This is a genomic window from Desulfoluna sp. CLI2B (assembly GCF_056847375.1).
In genome coordinates, this window is record NZ_CP186557.1 from 837,312 (window position 1) to 852,181 (window position 14,870).

Here is a 14,870-nt window from a genome sequence, read left to right on the forward strand (position 1 = left end):
GAAATATCAGGCGTCGGGTTTCAGCACGCCCAGGAGGATGTTCCGAAAGTCGGAAAACCGGTAGGGCTTCACGGCAATGGCTTTGATGCCGAACTCTTCGTAGCGGGACATGATGGGATCGCTGGCGTAGCCGCTGGAGATGATGATTTTTGCCTCGGGGTCCATGGCCAGGATCTGCTCCGATGCCTCCCGGCCCCCCATGCCCCCGGGGATGGTCAGGTCCAGGATTACCGCATCAAAGGGCGTTCCTTCTTCGAACTGGCTTCGGTATGCGCGGACCGTCTCCGAGCCTTCCACGGTGAAGGTGGGGACGATGCCCATCTTGCCCAGGATGGTCTCAATGATTTTTCGGATCACTGCCTGGTCATCCAGAATAAGGACGCGGGCCCCCTCGGCGCTGGTGTCGCCCAGGGGCTCCGGCTGTTTATCGGGGGCCTCGGCAGGGCGGATGTCGGCTGCGGGAAGGTCCACGGTGAAGACGGTGCCCTTGCCCTGTTCGGTATCCACGGAGATGGTGCCGCCGTGCTTGGTGACGATGGCATGTGTGGTGGCCAGGCCCAGGCCGCTGCCCGTGGTTTTGGTGGTAAAGTAGGGGTCGAAGATTTTGTCCAGGTGCTCCGGGTCGATACCGGTACCGGTGTCCCTCACCGTAATGCGGACGATTCGGCCGCCTGTTGCCCGGACGTTTTTTGCCGTCAAGGTGACGATCCCTCCGGTGGCCATGGCCTGATGGGCGTTGATGATGAGGTTACCGATGATCTGGCTGAGCTGGCCCTTGTCCGCAGCCACGGGCCACAGATCGTCGTCGATGGCGGTCTCCAGCCGGGTGTTGAGCCCGTGGGTGGCAAAGGTGGCGGCGTCGCTGAGGGTTTTCCCCACGTGAATGATTTTTTTCACCGGGGCTTCGTTTTTGGCAAAGGTGAGAAACTGGCCGGTAAGGGCCACGGCCGCTTCCATGGACTCCTCGGCAGAGGAGAGGTACGTCAGGGCTTCATGATCTGTGGGCAGGGCCAGTTTTGCCATGGAGACGTTGCCGTAGAGCCCGGTGAGCAGGTTGTTGAAGTCATGGGCGATGCCGCCGGCAAGGATTCCCAGGGATTCGAGCTTCTTCATCCGCAGGGCCTCCTCTTCGGCCTTTGTTTTGTCCGTGATGTCTTTGAAAACAAAAACGGCGCCGGTGATAAGCCCCTCTTCGTCGCGGGTGGGGGCCATGTTGCAGGAGATTCTGAAGGGGGCGCCGCTGCGGGATACCAGGACGGCTTCGGTGGTGGTGTCCGTTGGCTGCCGGGCCGCGGGGACGCTGAGATCCGGAGGGGGCAGGGGGCGGGCCGTGTGGGTATCCCTGAGCCGGAAAATTTCGGCCATGGGCTTGCCGCAGGCATCGGCCAGGGACCAGCCGGTGAGGATTTCGGCAGCAGGGTTGAGGCGGGTGACGGTGCCCTCGGTGTCGGTGACCATGACCCCGTCTCCGATGGAGTCCAGGGTGATGCGCAGGTTCTCCCTGCTGTCCCGGAGTTTTTTGGTTTGCCGGCCCACCTGTTTCCTCAGGCTCGTGGTCCAGGCCCATAGCAGGAAGATAATGGAGAGCACAATGCCCGCCATGACTTCGAGGCTGATGACCAGGCTGTCTGGCACCCACCTGTCCCCCGGGCTGATCCATCGGCGATAAATGTCCCTGCGGCGGTTCGGCGGGATGTTGTCCACGGTTTTTTCTATGATGTCGAAGAGCTCCGGGGTATCTGGGGAGGTTGCCAGGGCCACGCGGTTGAGAAAGCGGGTCCTGCCGGCAATGTGCACGTTGGTGAGCCCTAAGGCCTCAATGAGGTAAGAGGCCTCCATGCTGTTGGCGATCATGGCATCACAGGTCCCGGACGAGACCGCGTGGAGACCTTGAATGCTGCTTTTTACTCCAGTGATGGCGATGTGGGGGTAGTGGCGTGCCAGGGTGGTGTGGACCGTGTCGTGGGCCACCGCGCAGAGGGTTTTTCCTGCAAACTCCAGAATGCCCGTTGCGTGGCTGGTTTTACGGGTGATGATGGCGTAGGGCACTTTGACTATCGGGGCGGTGACGAAAAGGTTTTCCGGCCCTTCCCTGGACCGGCTGGCAGCCAGGATGATTACGTGGCGGTTCTGCTCGGCATGGGCCAGAAGATCGCCCCACCGGGCAAAGGGACGAATGGGCAGCTGCAGGCCCAGGTTTTTTTCTATTTCACGGAGGTAGTCCACAAACAGGCCGTCATAGGCTCCGCTTTCGTCGCGGAAGGTGAAGGGGGGGCGATCCTCCTGCAGGAGGACCACAAGGTGCTTCCCATTGGTCGCAAGCCAGTCCTGCTCTTCCTGTGTCAGGGGAAGGGGGGATTCAGTCCGGCAGGCCGAAAGGCAAAGGAGGCCGATGAAGACCACCTGCAGGCGGCGGAGCCTCCGCCCTCCGGCCGCAGGCAATGGGGTGTGGGCCATGGGTCCTCTGTCCGCTTGGGGTGGGTGGATGTATTGAGAATACCACAAAATATCCATCGGGTGGAAGGCGGAGGCTCAAGACGGGTCGACTTTCACCCGTCCGGGCCACCGCAGCCCACAGAAGGCCAGTGTATCCTAATGCCGTGGCTCAAGCAGGGCCTCGTCGGTTTTTTTTTCCATGCGTCCCATGGAGCAGAAGATGCCGATGACGCTCAGGACAGTGAAGATGAGAAAGCCGGTGCCCATGGCCTCCACAAAGGCGCCTGCGGTTTGACGGGTCACCGGGGCATCGCCCATGAAGAGGGTGAGGATGAAGGTGATGACCGTCATGGCGGTGAGCATCCCCACGGTTCGCATGGTGGCGATGAGGCTGGAGGCGATGCCGTAGTCTTTGGGGGCAACGCTGCCCATGACCGTGGTCATGTTGGGCGAAGAGAAGAGGGCAAAGCCGATGCCTAAAAGTACGAGGATGCCCAAAAGTGCGTGGATGGAGGTCTCCATGCGGATGGTGGCGCACAGGGCCAGGGCCGCAGTGCAGAGTCCCATGCCCAGGGTGGCGATGCGGGCGGGCGGCAGGGTATCGGCCAGCCTGCCGGAAACCGGGGATAAGATGGCCTGGAGGATGGGTTGGGTGACGAGGATAAGCCCCGCACTCTGGGGGGAGAGCCCCTTGACCTGCTGGAGGTAGAGGCTGAAAAAGAAGGTCACCCCGAAGGAGGCCGCGTAGTTGATCAAGGTGGCGATGTTGCTCATGGCAAAGACCCGGTTTTCCATGAGGAGCCGGACGTTGAGGATGGGGGAGTCGCTTTTGGCCTCCCAGGCGAGGAAACCGGCCATGCCCCCAAGGCCCAGGATAAGAAGGCCTGCGTGAAGCGACCCGTCTTTGAGGTGGGTGGCTCCAAAGATCATGGCAAAGAGCGACCCCATGTATAGGAGGCTGCCCGTCCAGTCAAAGGGCATGCCCTCTGCCCCTTTCCATTCCCCCTTAAGGCGGGTGAGGGTCAGGGCCAAAGAGGCCAGCTCCAGGGGCAGGGCGGTGAAAAAGATCCATCGCCATCCCATGTGGGTGACCATGAACCCAGCCAGGGTGGGACCTGCGGAGAGACCCAGGTAGACTGCCGCCACAACGATCCCCATGGCTTTTCCCCTTTTGGAAGGGGGGATCACCGAAGAGAGAATGGCCACGCTGGTGGCCGTGACCATGGAGGCGCCTGCACCCTGGAGAAATCGGCAGAGGATGAAGGCCCCGATGGTGGGGGCCATGGCCAGAAAGAGGGTGGCCACGGTGAAGATCACCGACCCGGAGACAAAGATTTTTTTTCGTCCGTGGATATCGCCCATGCGCCCTGCAGGGAGCATGATCAGGGACACGGCCAGGATGTACACCATCTCCACCAGGCCGAGCTGTACGGCACCGGCGGAGAACTCGTGTCCGATGGCGGGCAGGGCCACGCCCACGGCGGACATCATGAACGGGGTCAGGAATTGGATCACCGACACCACGAAGATGGTGACGGCAGGTGAGATGGTTTGTTCAGGGGGGTGTGTCTGCATGATGCGCTGTTCTATTCCTTTCAGCATCGATGGATGCGTCGTTTATCTGGTTTTGCGGGGGGGATGCCCCGATGTGCTCTGGTTGTCGCCTGTTCCGTACCGTGCGGCGATTCCGTCATGATGCGGTCTAACAGCGTGAGGGCCGCTTGTTTTTCCGGCTCGGAGAGGCCTGACACCAGGGTGTTGGAGGCGTTGCCCAGCACCTTGTAGAAATCCTGCTCCATTTCACGGGCCAGGGGGGTGATGGCCACAAGTTTCTGGCGGCGGTTTTCGGGGTTGACCTCCCGGGTGACGAGCCCTTTTTTTCCAAGCTGGTCCAGGGCCCGGGCCGTAGCCGCCGGATCAATGCAGAGTGCTATGGAGAGTTCATTCTGTGTGACGGGGCGCTGCTGGTGGAACAACTCTGCCAGAAAGGGGAACTGGGCTGTGGTGATACCCAGGGCGGCCATTCCGTCACGGGACAGGGCGGCATGGAGCCGTTGGATCATGGCAAAACGGTAACCGAAGGATGTTTTTCGTGAGTCGGGGTGTTTCATGACCGCTCCTGTGGGGTGATTATAAATCATTGATATGTCAAATGTTGACATGTCAATAGTTAGCGGAGTGACGTGTTCCTGTCAATGGTATTTTTGTGTTCGTGGAGGGCATGGGCGACCACTTTTGGGCGGTCGGGGCAGGGGCTACTGGTTCTTTTGGGAGTACATGGCCAGGTCGGCATGGCTGATGAGGGCCTCGCCGGAGGTGCCGTCGTCCGGGTAGAGGCTGACACCGATGCTGGCGCCCACGGAGATTTCCCTGCCGCAGGAGAGGGCCACCGGGGCCTGGATGATACGTGCCACCTTGGATGCCATGGCGTCGGCGTCGTGCCTGGTGACCATGTCGTGGAAAAGGAGGATGAACTCATCACCGCCGACCCGTGCGATGATATCCGACTGACGGAGGTTGGTCTTGAGGCGGCGGGCCAGGGTGGTCAAAACAGCGTCGCCGGCCTCGTGCCCGAACCGGTCGTTGATGGGTTTGAAGCGGTCCAGGTCCACATACAGGAGGGAAAATCCTTTATTCTTTCGGCGGGAGAGAAGGATGAGTTGGGAGAGGTGTTCCTCCAGCAGGCGACGGTTGGAAAGGCCGGTGAGGGGGTCCTCAAGGGCAATGAGATGAATGCGCCGGTAAGAGCGCAGCAGGGCGTGGACAAGACCGGAGATGATAAGGGAGAGCAGCAGGCCCGACCAGCGGATCACGGACAGTACGGAGGTGCTTTCCACCCACCCGGTGGCGGGGACGGCGGCAAGGAGCCATGTGCCGGCAGGGAGCTTGACGGGGAGCACCGCTGCATGTGGATCTTCGAAGAGTTGAGGCTCTCCGTAGAACACATCGCCGGACATGCCGAGGCCGTCTTTTCCCTTGAGTGCGAATTGCACCGTGGGATTCGGTTCCAGAAGGCCGCTGAGGCGGTAGAGGGACTTTTCATCAATGGCCACGCTGGCCACGCCCCAGTAGATGTTGTCCCGGGGATAGATGGGGATACGGCAGACAAAGGCCCTGCCCCCCTGAACCAGGAGCATGGGACCAGCCATAAGTGGCTGACGGTAGAGCATGGCCCGCTCCACCGTGGCCCACTGGTCGGGATGGTCTGCGTAATGGAGGCCCAAAGCCTTTTCATTTCCTCCGGCAGGGAAGATGTGGGTGATGACATTGTCTTTGGCAAGGGTGATGCTTCGGATGTGGGGTGCCCCGGACATGATGTGTCTGGCCACATTTTCAAAGGCGCGGTCCGGGGAATCGGGCTGGGAGTGGATGACCGCCGCCAGCCCGAGGCAGAGATTCAGGGTGGTGCTGAGCTCCACCTCCATCCGGGTGCGGATTGCACCGGCGTGCTCGTAGACCTTGCGGTACTGCACATCCCGGAGGTGCTGCCGTTCGCGTTTGACCACGTAGTGGCTTGTGCCCATAAGAAGGGCAAAGAGAAGAAGGGGGAGGGTCGGGATAGCCCAGGAACCGGTGATGCGATAGTTCATGCCTTACTCCGGGAGCCGAAAAACGTAAACGGCTCCTGATTCAGCATCTGTCCCATGGCGGACAGGGGTGGAGAAAGGGGCCAAACGGGTTGTGGGCCGACGCAAAAGCCAAAGCTCTCTGTCGCGGCAGTTTCTGGGGTTCAGGAGTTTTGGGACCGGGGTGTGCGGTTGAGGAGAACTCCAGTCAGTAAACGTATCACCGTTTACTATGAATAAAGCCGAATCATGTCAACAGCAAAGTGGGATGCGGGCAGGGTCAACGCATTTAAAAACTCAGTTGCCTCCGGCGGGTCGCTTTTTGAAAAAAGCTCCGCAAAAACGTTCCGGTAATAAAAAAAGAAGAGGGGTTATACCGTGTAGAGACGCATCCTCAAAAAACAAAACCTGTTTATCAAACTTTTTAAAAGTTTGGCCCCGGACAGGGCCGCCGGAGGCAAAATCCAAATGTGTTAGCCCTGGGGATGCGGGGGAGAAAATGGGCCGGGCGTTTTGGTTTAGGGCTATGCCCTAAAGTAATAAGACATAACGATACGCCGCCTCAAATTCGTTATGTATCGAAGCAACGATCAAAAAATCCTGCTGAGGACTGATGGGATGATCCCGTCATGTGTCTTTATTCTATGCATTGCCCTTACAGACGCCAGCCCCAGTACGTAAGGAACGTTGGGAAATCCCGCATGTCCGACCGGTCCCGTGCCCAGGGCTTGAGGCTGGTGTAAAAAAGGGTGCCGTCGGTTTTGGATTCCCCCAGTTTTTTGTCTTCGCCCACCCGCCAGTCAAAGGCCCACCAGCTCATCAGCAGCCGCTCCCTGGGTTTTTGGCTTCCCTTGACATAGCCAGAGCGGGAACCTGTGGATTCGTACAGCGAGGTGGTTCCCCCCGTGGGCAGGGGCAGGGCCTCCAGGGAGGAGAGCGGGGCTGTTTCGGTTTTGATGCGCCGGTAATGTATCAGGGCATGTTCGGGCTCCAGCCACAGGTCTTTCACCCGGTGGGTGCCGTCCCGGAGGAGAACCATGAGGCGCTTTGATTCCGGGTTTTCTCCCAGACGGATGAGGGCGGGGAGGTTTTCGGAGTGAACCGTCTGGCGGCCCTGGGGCCAGCCTGCGGGGTGCGCGCTCTGCGGCAAAAGGTTGGTGGGCACGAAGGCCAGGTAGCAGCCGCAGGTGTGCACCGTGGTGTAGAGAACGGGCTTCATCTCCCGGTTGAGGGTCACCACCACAAGGAGACCGACGTTTTTTCCCTTTCCCAGGTAATAGGGCCGGAGCCCGCCGGGAACCTCCTGAAAGTGGACGCGGTAGACAAGGTTTGTCCAGCTCCCGTTGCCTGTGTCGAACCGTCGGGTTTCAGTGCAGCGACTCGAGCAGGGGTCCACCCGGATCTCTTCCGTGCCGTCGCCTCCGAGCCCGGCCGTGGGAGTGCCCACGAGGTTGTAAAACTGTTCGGGTTCTTCGACGACAAAGGCCGGTGCGTACCGGCTGAGAATCGTGTTGTCCTCGGGGGGCAGGAAGGCCACAACATCATGGGGCGCCGGGGGCGCGGAGCGGGTGGCGCACCCGCCGAAACCGAGCAGCAGAAGAAGACAAAGAGCCCAGGCCCGCAGACTTCGATGATTTCGGTTGATCATGTCCAGGGTCCTCAATGTAGGTGGGTGAGAACTCCGCCTGTTCGGAGCTGAAGCAGCACAGGATAATGGGGGCGGTGAACAGTGCAAAGGGGGAGTCCGGCGTGTTCCTTTGAACGTACACGATGGGCTCAGGAATTGACAGGCAAAATGTGGCCTGTGCCACACGGGAATACCCCCATCGGGGGCCATCCGGCAGTCTCCTGCCGGGGCCTCCTGACCCGGATATTTTAGTCTCTGTTTTCTGGCCGATGTTTCTATCCGGAAGGCTTTTGCACGGCAAAAAGCAGAGCCCATGTGTCATGGTCCAGGGATGTTCGGGGCGCGGTGAGACCGCATTCCCCGATGGCGGATTCCAGTTCGTCGGAATCAAGGACGTGGGCGGGATACCCGGACAGGCTTGCGTGGAAGTTCATCAGGGCGTTGATGAGGTTTGGTCTGCCCTCGGTGGGGGCCATGTGGTTAAGGACAAGCCATCCACCCGGCTTCAGGGGCTGGGCCAGGCGCCTGATCACCTCAATGAGCCGCCCGCTCCAGGCGTAGAGGATGTGGGACGCAAAGACGATGTCGTAGGTCCCTTCCGGGGCGTCGGTGTTCAGGTTCAGGTCCTGCACCGTTATGCGCTCGCTGTAGCCGTACTTTTTATGAATCTCGGCGGCCGGTCCCGTGACATGGGGAAGGTCGCAGACCATGGCTGTCAATCCGGGGTTGGCGTCCAAAAGGGCCATGCTGTAAAAGCCGTGGTTTCCTCCCACATCGCACAGGGTGGAGAACCCGTCGAAGCCGGGCAGGTCACGGATGAAGGCAAGGGCTTTTTGGACGGGGCCCCTCAGGGAGGCTCGCCCCATGCCCTCCAGGGCCTCGGGCTTTGCCCATATGCTTTCCGTCTTTTTTTGTTCCGCTTCCGAGGTTTTCATGCGGGCCGGGATGTCGGCCAGGGCGGTCTCGTAGAGTCCGGTAAGCATTGTGATAAAGGGGGCCTGGCAGGCGTCCGATGCCCGGACAAGGTACTGCTGAGCCGAGGGGGTGTTCTGGTAGCTCTTCCCGTCGGTTTCCACGAGTGCCAGGGCCACAAGGGTCTCCAGCAGGGCCTTGGTCTGGACGGGGCCCGCGTCCAGGGCCATGGTGAGCTCTTCGACGGTGGCGGGGCCTTTGGCGAGTTGGTCAAAGAGACCGATCTCCAAGGCTCCCAGGAGGATTCGGTGGCCGTACCCGGCGGCGACAATGTGATGGATGGGGCGAAATGGGGCGGTGATGTCCGGGAGGTGCATGGTGTCTCCTTTCTTCCGTAATCCGGATAGAACCATGGTTTTGAACGGTGGAACGCCTTTTCATTGCCGGCTCTGTAACGGGGCGCATCCGTCAGGGCCTGAAGTGGGGGGAGGATGGAGAACTCTGACGTGGTTGTTGTGTATCATTTTTTGTTGGTGTTTATAAACTAGTAATATGCACTCCGGATGGTGGTGTCAGACAAAAAGTGGTCGTGTGTCAATATATTGTTCCTTTATTTTGGGGCTGGAAAAAATCGGTTTTGGATGCTTGATATTGTTTTGGTTAGGCAAAAAATACTTGACACTTCATACTTAGCATGGGTAATGAAGTTATTCGAGATGTCGGGGAGAAAAACAAGGCACACAGCGGGGCGCTTTCTCCACTTTGCCCCGGATGAACCAACGCACTGAATCGCAAGGAATGGACGGATGATACCTGAAGGGCACAGCCAGATACTCAAGACCATTGAAACGTTGTACGAAGACCTTTTTCATCATGATGGCCACGGCCGCATGGAGCTTGAGATGCGTTTTTTGAAAAAGGGGCAGAAGGAGATTCTGGTCCGCTGCGGAAAGGACTACCGGTTTGTGGTGGATTTTGCTGCCCCGAAGAGGAACGGTGCTTCTGGTTCGGATATTTCATGAGAAAACGATTCATCAGTAACTATTCAGCTATGCCTCCGGCGGGTCGCTTTTTTAAAAAAAAGCTCCGCAAAAAACTTTTCTAGCGCGGGTGCGAAAATGTCGAAATTGTTTCGGCGTAGCCTGGAAGGCTTACTTAAGACCTGTTTGTCAAACTTTTTAAAAGTTTGGCCCCCGGCAGGGCCGCCGGAGGCAACTTTGAGCTGAATAGTTACATTCATCAGAACAATCTGGTGAAGCCCTGCCTGCAGGGTGATTCTCACGTTGGTGCGGTAACATGAACATGACATCACCCGGCTGCCCATGGAGCCGTCTGTACGGAAGATATCCTTAAAGAATTACTTCTCGTTGACCCCTGTGTCCCTTTGTCGTGCTGACGGTGTCGTCCATTGTACTGTATGTCATGCCCCACGGCCGGGTGGCGTTCTGGGCGGACTGGCATTACTGGGGGCTTGCCAAGGCGGACTGGGACAACGTCCATATCAACAGCGGCATCTTGTTTTTGGCTGCGGCCTGTCTGCACGTGGTGCTGAACTGGGCCCTTGTCCTTGCCTATGTCCGCAAAAAAGCCAGGAGGGCAAGACGGCCAATGTCCGGAGAGTGCGCCGGGGCCCTTGGCATTACCCTTGCCGTGGTGGTGGGGACGATCCTGATGCTCCCTCCCTTTACCCTGACCCTGGAGCTGAGCGACACCCTGAAGGATCGCGGCGAACAAAAATACGGCACGCCTCCTTACGGCCATGCCGAGCTGTCGTCCGTTGAGGTGCTCTCCCCGGAGAATGGGGCTGGACCCGATGATCAGCGTCCGGAATCTTACGGATAGCGGGATGACGGCGGCCGACGGAAAGCAGAGTCTCCTTGAGGTGGCAAAGGCGAATCACACCACCCCCAGGGAAATCTACGACGTGATGCGCCGGGACCAGCGCGAGATGAAGAAAAGGGGGATGAAGCGCCAAGGTGCCGCGGCACCCGGATCGTGACGGTTTTGAACCTGACCACGTTGTAACGATTCAGTTGCCTTGTATGGTTAAGCTGGCAGGAAAAGCATGCCTCCGGCGGGTCGCTTTTTGAAAAAAACTCCAAAAAACTATCGGCAGCAGGCCTCGTCATTCGTAAAACCTGTTTGTTAAACCTTTGGCCGCCGGAGTTATTCCGGTTAAAGTCAAACGAATCCCAAAAGTTCTTCATTGTGTTTTTAGAAGAATGAAATGGGCCTCTCCTGCAAAGACGGTTACCAGATGTCACACATCACGCGAATGCCCCGATAACGCAGGTAGAATGACGGCCTCCATGCATTCGCCTCAGGGTTTCAAGGTGCCCCCACCTTGCAGCCGGAGGCCGTGCGGTTAAATCAACACAGGGCAAGTGGTGACAACGTATCCTGTAACGTCGAAGCTTGCGATCCAGTCCGCATAAACCATCAGCGTTCATGTCGGGCGCAGCCCGAGCCGAAGGCCATTGCGCTTTGCCCTGAGGAACGAAGGGCAAAGCGCAATGGCAATAAGTTTTCGAGGTGGCTCACCTCGCCGCCGGAGGCAGGTTTTTCCATGCACTTTAACCATAGAAGGCTGTTTGTGGGCTGAATAGTTACACCACCCTTTTCTTTATGCATTGTCGGCCCTGTCATCCCTGATGGCGTATTCGGGTCAGGGTGGCACAGCGTTTACGCCGTTTGGTTGGTCGGCAAGATGTGGCGTCGATACGCGGTGTTGTTGGTGCATAAAAAGTACGGCATGCCTAAAAAATGCATTGACATCGGTTTGCCTGATTCATACCCTACGGGGGTAGGGTACATAACACATGAGGAGGCATCGATGATCAACGAAGAGGTGAAAAAAGACGCCCTGCTCCGGCTGAAAAAAGTCGAAGGGCAGGTGCGCGGCATCGCCAGGATGGTGGAGGGTGAGAAGTATTGTATCGACATCATCAACCAGGTCACTGCCGCTGAAAAAGCCCTGAACATGGTGGCTCGTATCGTCATGAAACGCCACGTGGAGAGCTGCGTGAAAGAGGCTATTTTAAAGGGCGAGGGCCAGGAGAAGATCAACGAGTTGATTGATACGGTCTACCGGTATTCCAAGAAATGAACGGAGGATTCCATGGTCTGTGTTGAGAAAATACCTGTCTACGGCATGTCCTGTCACAGGTGTGTGGCAGCGGTCACCGAGGCCTTAGAAGAGACAGAGGGTGTTGAGCGTGCCGATGTTTCCCTTGAGGGGGCCTCGGCCACGGTAACCTTTGACGACACCCGGGCCGACCTTGAAGGGCTCCAGCGCGTCATCACGGGCAAGGGCTTCAGCCTTGTCGCCCCGGAGCCGGACCTTTCGGTCCCTGGGCCGGGAGGGGGGCTCTCCCTTATGGCAGACGTGCCCCAGGTGATCACCACGCATTTCGATGTGACGGGGATGAGCTGCGCCAACTGCGCAGCAGGGCTGGAGAAGGCCTTTGTCGGATACCCCGGGGTGCATCGGGCGTCGGTGAATTTTGCCGTGGAGCGCCTGGCCGTGGAGCATGAGGCCGCGGTAACCCCTGAGGCAATTCAGGAGAAGGTGGCTTCAGCCGGGTTTGAGGCCCGTGTTCACGATGACACGCCTACAGGGGAGACCACCTTCAGGATTGAGGGGATGTCGTGTGCCAACTGTGCGGCAGCCGTTGAAAAGGCACTGAAGAAGGCCCCGGGGGTCACCGGGGTTTCGGTGAACTTTTCCATGGAAAAGGGGTTCGTGACCTTTGATAAAACGCAGATCGATGAAGAGGGCGTGCTCGGGGTCGTCGAGGCCGCAGGGTACCGGGGAATCCCCGAATCCGTTGAGGCCGAGGCCTCTCCCCTGGCGGCCAAAGAGAGGTTCCGTTTTTTCTTTGCCCTTTCCCTGACTGTGCCCCTGGTGGTGTTGATGTACACCATGCCCTTCGGCCACGTAACCACCAACTACGTGATGTTCGCCCTGGCCACCCTGGTCTTTTTTGTGTCGGGGCGCACCTTCTTTGAAGGGGCGTGGCATTCCCTGAAAAACCGGTCCACCAACATGGATGTCCTGGTCACTCTGGGGATCTCCGCCGCCTACTTTTACAGCGTGTTTTCCCTCTTTTTCCTGGATCCGGCCGCCCACACCTTTTTTGACAGCGCCGCCATGATCATCACCTTTATCCTCATCGGGAAAACCATCGAAGCCCGGGCCAAGGGAAAAACAGGCCAGGCCCTGGAAAAACTCGCCTCCCTTCAGGCGGACAAAGCGCGGGTTGTGGAAGGGGAGACAGAGAAGACGGTGAGCGCCGCCATGGTCAAGGTGGGAGACATCATCCGCGTGCTCCCGGGGGAGGTGATCCCCGTGGACGGTGAGATCATCGAGGGCCAGACGAGCATCGACGAGTCCATGATCACCGGTGAACCCATCCCCGCGGAAAAGGGCAGGGGCGAGAAGGTGACCGGTGCCACCATCAATCTTACCGGTGTCATGACCTTTCGGGCGGAGCATGTGGGCAGCGCCACCATGCTCTCCAGGATTGTCAGGATGGTGGAAGACGCCCAGGCCGACAAGGCCCCCATCCAGCGCCTGGCCGACACGGTCTCCAACTACTTTGTTCCCATGGTGGTGATGGCCGCCGTGGTGACCTTTACCGTCTGGTACGGGCTGGTGGACACGGCCCTTCCCCCGGGGACCACGCGTTTTCTCTTCTCCTTTCAGCTTATGATCGCGGTGCTGGTGGTGGCCTGCCCCTGCGCCCTGGGTCTGGCAACGCCCACAGCCATCATGGTGGGCAGCGGGGTGGGGCTGAGCCGGGGGATCCTCTTTAAACGGGCCTCGGTTCTGGAGTCCATCTCCAAGCTCGACGTGATCCTTTTTGACAAGACCGGCACCATCACCCGGGGCATGCCCGAGGTCTCCGGGGTCCACCCTGTGGGGGACGTTTCCGAAGAAGCGCTTTTGACCGTGGCTGCCAGCGTGGAGGCCAACTCGTCTCATCCCCTGGCCCGTGCCATCGTTGCGCGGGCCAAGGCCGAGGGGCTGGAACTCCGCAAGACCGACCAGGCCACGGAAGTCAGCGGCAAAGGGCTCTCAGCCGAGCTGGACGGCAAGCCCGCCGGTGTGGGCAGGGCCCTGTTTGTGGACGCGGACCTCAAAGGAAACCCCGAGGCCGAAGCGTTGGGGCGAAAGCTTTCCGACGCCGGGGAGACCACGGTTTATGTCTGGCATGGCACCGAGGTCATGGGGGTCATCGCCCTTGCCGATCAGGTGAAGGACGACTCTGCCGAGGCCATAAAGCGGCTTCGGGCCCTGGGCGTGAAGACCGCCATGATTTCCGGGGACAATGAGCGCGCGGCCCGCAGCGTGGCCGATCAGGTGGGGATTGTTGAGGTGGAGGCCGAGGTGCTTCCTGAAGAAAAAAGCCGGATCGTGAAAAAGTGGCAGGAAAAGGGCTTCAAGGTGGGCATGGCAGGGGACGGCATCAACGATGCACCGGCCCTGGCCCAGGCCGATATCGGCCTGGCGATAGGCTCGGGCACCGATATCGCCAGGGAGACCGGGGACGTCATTCTGGTCAACAACAGCCTGCTGGACGTTGAAGGGGCCATTCGCCTGGGGCGAAAGACCCTTGCCACCATCAAGCAGAACTTTTTCTGGGCGTTTTTCTACAACGTGCTCATGATTCCCGTTGCCGCAGGCATTCTCTATGTCCCCTTCAACCTGACCCTGAAGCCGGAGATGGCCTGCATCGCCATGTGGTTCTCATCCATTACCGTGGTGCTCAACTCCCTCTTCCTGAGGCGCATGGCGTCGACCCTTGGCGACGGGGCCGGGGAGCGGGCTGCACAGCCCTGAGTCGCTGGCTCCCCGGCTCTGTGTGAAGGGATGGTGTCACGCTCTACTGGTCGAACTTGAACGACACCTTCAGTCGGGTGCGGTACGCGACAATGCGGTTGTCTTCGAGTCGCATGTCCATGTTCACGACCTCGGCCACGCGGATATCCCGCAGGGTCTTGTCCACGGTCTGAATGGCGACTTTGGCCGCATCTTCCCAGGATTTTTCCGACAAGCCGACAACTTCGATGATTTTGTACGTGCTTGAATCCATGGTGTTCTCCTTTTTGGGTGGGACGGGGTGAGGATCGGAGGTGCTGACACGCGAACCAGCGGGGGTGCGGTGGGGCCGGAGGAAGGGATGGAACATCGGTCAATGGCCGCTGTCAGGGCGGGGTCGTAAGAAGCGGCGCTGCTCTCTGGCCCGGAGCTGTAAGAAAATACGTGATTTTTTAAGATGATACCAGATCGCCGAACCCGTCGCAATGGGGGACTCAGGGCGAATGCC

At 59.1% G+C, this 14,870-nt stretch carries 12 protein-coding genes; 5 read left to right on the forward strand and 7 right to left on the reverse strand.

The genetic code is table 11. The annotated features are described in order from the left end of the window. Positions 1-6: 6 nt before the first annotated feature. The 6 genes from ACOYW2_RS04120 to ACOYW2_RS04145 all read right to left on the reverse strand — a co-directional run bounded on the left by ACOYW2_RS04120 (position 7) and on the right by ACOYW2_RS04145 (position 8,918). A complete protein-coding gene (locus ACOYW2_RS04120) occupies positions 7-2,457 on the reverse strand; it encodes an ATP-binding protein (protein ID WP_482769487.1) in 2,451 nt (816 codons plus the stop codon). A gap of 135 nt (positions 2,458-2,592) precedes the next feature. After that, positions 2,593-4,011: an MFS transporter gene (locus ACOYW2_RS04125; RefSeq protein WP_482769488.1), complete on the reverse strand. Its 1,419-nt coding sequence runs from the start codon at positions 4,009-4,011 to the stop codon at positions 2,593-2,595. Between the two features lie 20 nt (positions 4,012-4,031). Further along, positions 4,032-4,547 carry a MarR family winged helix-turn-helix transcriptional regulator gene (locus ACOYW2_RS04130; protein ID WP_482769489.1) on the reverse strand — a complete coding sequence of 172 codons (516 nt, stop codon included), beginning with the start codon at positions 4,545-4,547 and terminating at the stop codon, positions 4,032-4,034. Positions 4,548-4,691: 144 nt separating this feature from the next. Beyond that, complete coding sequence (locus tag ACOYW2_RS04135) at positions 4,692-6,026, reverse strand: diguanylate cyclase domain-containing protein (protein ID WP_482769490.1); 1,335 nt, start codon at positions 6,024-6,026, stop codon at positions 4,692-4,694. 631 nt (positions 6,027-6,657) lie between these two features. Beyond that, positions 6,658-7,650, reverse strand: a complete 993-nt coding sequence (locus ACOYW2_RS04140) for a hypothetical protein (RefSeq protein WP_482769491.1) — start codon at positions 7,648-7,650, stop codon at positions 6,658-6,660. Positions 7,651-7,904: 254 nt separating this feature from the next. Beyond that, the gene (locus ACOYW2_RS04145) at positions 7,905-8,918 is read right to left on the reverse strand and encodes a methyltransferase (protein ID WP_482769492.1); all 1,014 of its coding nucleotides are present in this window, start codon (positions 8,916-8,918) and stop codon (positions 7,905-7,907) included. Between the two features lie 429 nt (positions 8,919-9,347). Between ACOYW2_RS04145 and ACOYW2_RS04150 the strand changes: the two genes are divergently transcribed. The 5 genes from ACOYW2_RS04150 (at position 9,348) to ACOYW2_RS04170 (ending at position 14,383) form a co-directional block, all read left to right on the forward strand. Then, complete coding sequence (locus ACOYW2_RS04150) at positions 9,348-9,563, forward strand: hypothetical protein (protein ID WP_482769493.1); 216 nt, start codon at positions 9,348-9,350, stop codon at positions 9,561-9,563. 367 nt (positions 9,564-9,930) lie between these two features. Next, the gene (locus ACOYW2_RS04155) at positions 9,931-10,383 is read left to right on the forward strand and encodes a DUF4405 domain-containing protein (RefSeq protein ID WP_482769494.1); all 453 of its coding nucleotides are present in this window, start codon (positions 9,931-9,933) and stop codon (positions 10,381-10,383) included. A 4-nt stretch (positions 10,384-10,387) separates the two neighbouring features. Continuing rightward, complete coding sequence (locus tag ACOYW2_RS04160; RefSeq protein WP_482769495.1) at positions 10,388-10,540, forward strand: hypothetical protein; 153 nt, start codon at positions 10,388-10,390, stop codon at positions 10,538-10,540. Positions 10,541-11,374: 834 nt separating this feature from the next. Continuing rightward, positions 11,375-11,647, forward strand: a complete 273-nt coding sequence (locus ACOYW2_RS04165) for a metal-sensitive transcriptional regulator (RefSeq protein WP_180146198.1) — start codon at positions 11,375-11,377, stop codon at positions 11,645-11,647. A gap of 12 nt (positions 11,648-11,659) precedes the next feature. After that, on the forward strand, positions 11,660-14,383 hold the full coding sequence (locus tag ACOYW2_RS04170; RefSeq protein WP_482769496.1) for a heavy metal translocating P-type ATPase: 2,724 nt from the start codon (positions 11,660-11,662) through the stop codon (positions 14,381-14,383). A gap of 43 nt (positions 14,384-14,426) precedes the next feature. Here ACOYW2_RS04170 and ACOYW2_RS04175 read toward each other — a convergent pair whose 3' ends face one another. Next, positions 14,427-14,636: a dodecin family protein gene (locus tag ACOYW2_RS04175; protein ID WP_482417321.1), complete on the reverse strand. Its 210-nt coding sequence runs from the start codon at positions 14,634-14,636 to the stop codon at positions 14,427-14,429. Positions 14,637-14,870 lie beyond the last annotated feature (234 nt).

Excerpts from the sequence above, each read along its gene's own strand:
- ACOYW2_RS04120 (WP_482769487.1), bottom strand. The coding sequence starts at position 2,457 with ATGGCCCACACCCCATTGCCTGCGGCCGGAGGGCGGAGGCTCCGCCGC.
- ACOYW2_RS04125 (WP_482769488.1), bottom strand. The coding sequence starts at position 4,011 with ATGCAGACACACCCCCCTGAACAAACCATCTCACCTGCCGTCACCATC.
- ACOYW2_RS04130 (WP_482769489.1), bottom strand. The coding sequence starts at position 4,547 with ATGAAACACCCCGACTCACGAAAAACATCCTTCGGTTACCGTTTTGCC.
- ACOYW2_RS04135 (WP_482769490.1), bottom strand. The coding sequence starts at position 6,026 with ATGAACTATCGCATCACCGGTTCCTGGGCTATCCCGACCCTCCCCCTT.
- ACOYW2_RS04140 (WP_482769491.1), bottom strand. The coding sequence starts at position 7,650 with ATGATCAACCGAAATCATCGAAGTCTGCGGGCCTGGGCTCTTTGTCTT.
- ACOYW2_RS04145 (WP_482769492.1), bottom strand. The coding sequence starts at position 8,918 with ATGCACCTCCCGGACATCACCGCCCCATTTCGCCCCATCCATCACATT.
- ACOYW2_RS04150 (WP_482769493.1), top strand. The coding sequence starts at position 9,348 with ATGATACCTGAAGGGCACAGCCAGATACTCAAGACCATTGAAACGTTG.
- ACOYW2_RS04160 (WP_482769495.1), top strand. The coding sequence starts at position 10,388 with ATGACGGCGGCCGACGGAAAGCAGAGTCTCCTTGAGGTGGCAAAGGCG.
- ACOYW2_RS04165 (WP_180146198.1), top strand. The coding sequence starts at position 11,375 with ATGATCAACGAAGAGGTGAAAAAAGACGCCCTGCTCCGGCTGAAAAAA.
- ACOYW2_RS04170 (WP_482769496.1), top strand. The coding sequence starts at position 11,660 with ATGGTCTGTGTTGAGAAAATACCTGTCTACGGCATGTCCTGTCACAGG.
- ACOYW2_RS04175 (WP_482417321.1), bottom strand. The coding sequence starts at position 14,636 with ATGGATTCAAGCACGTACAAAATCATCGAAGTTGTCGGCTTGTCGGAA.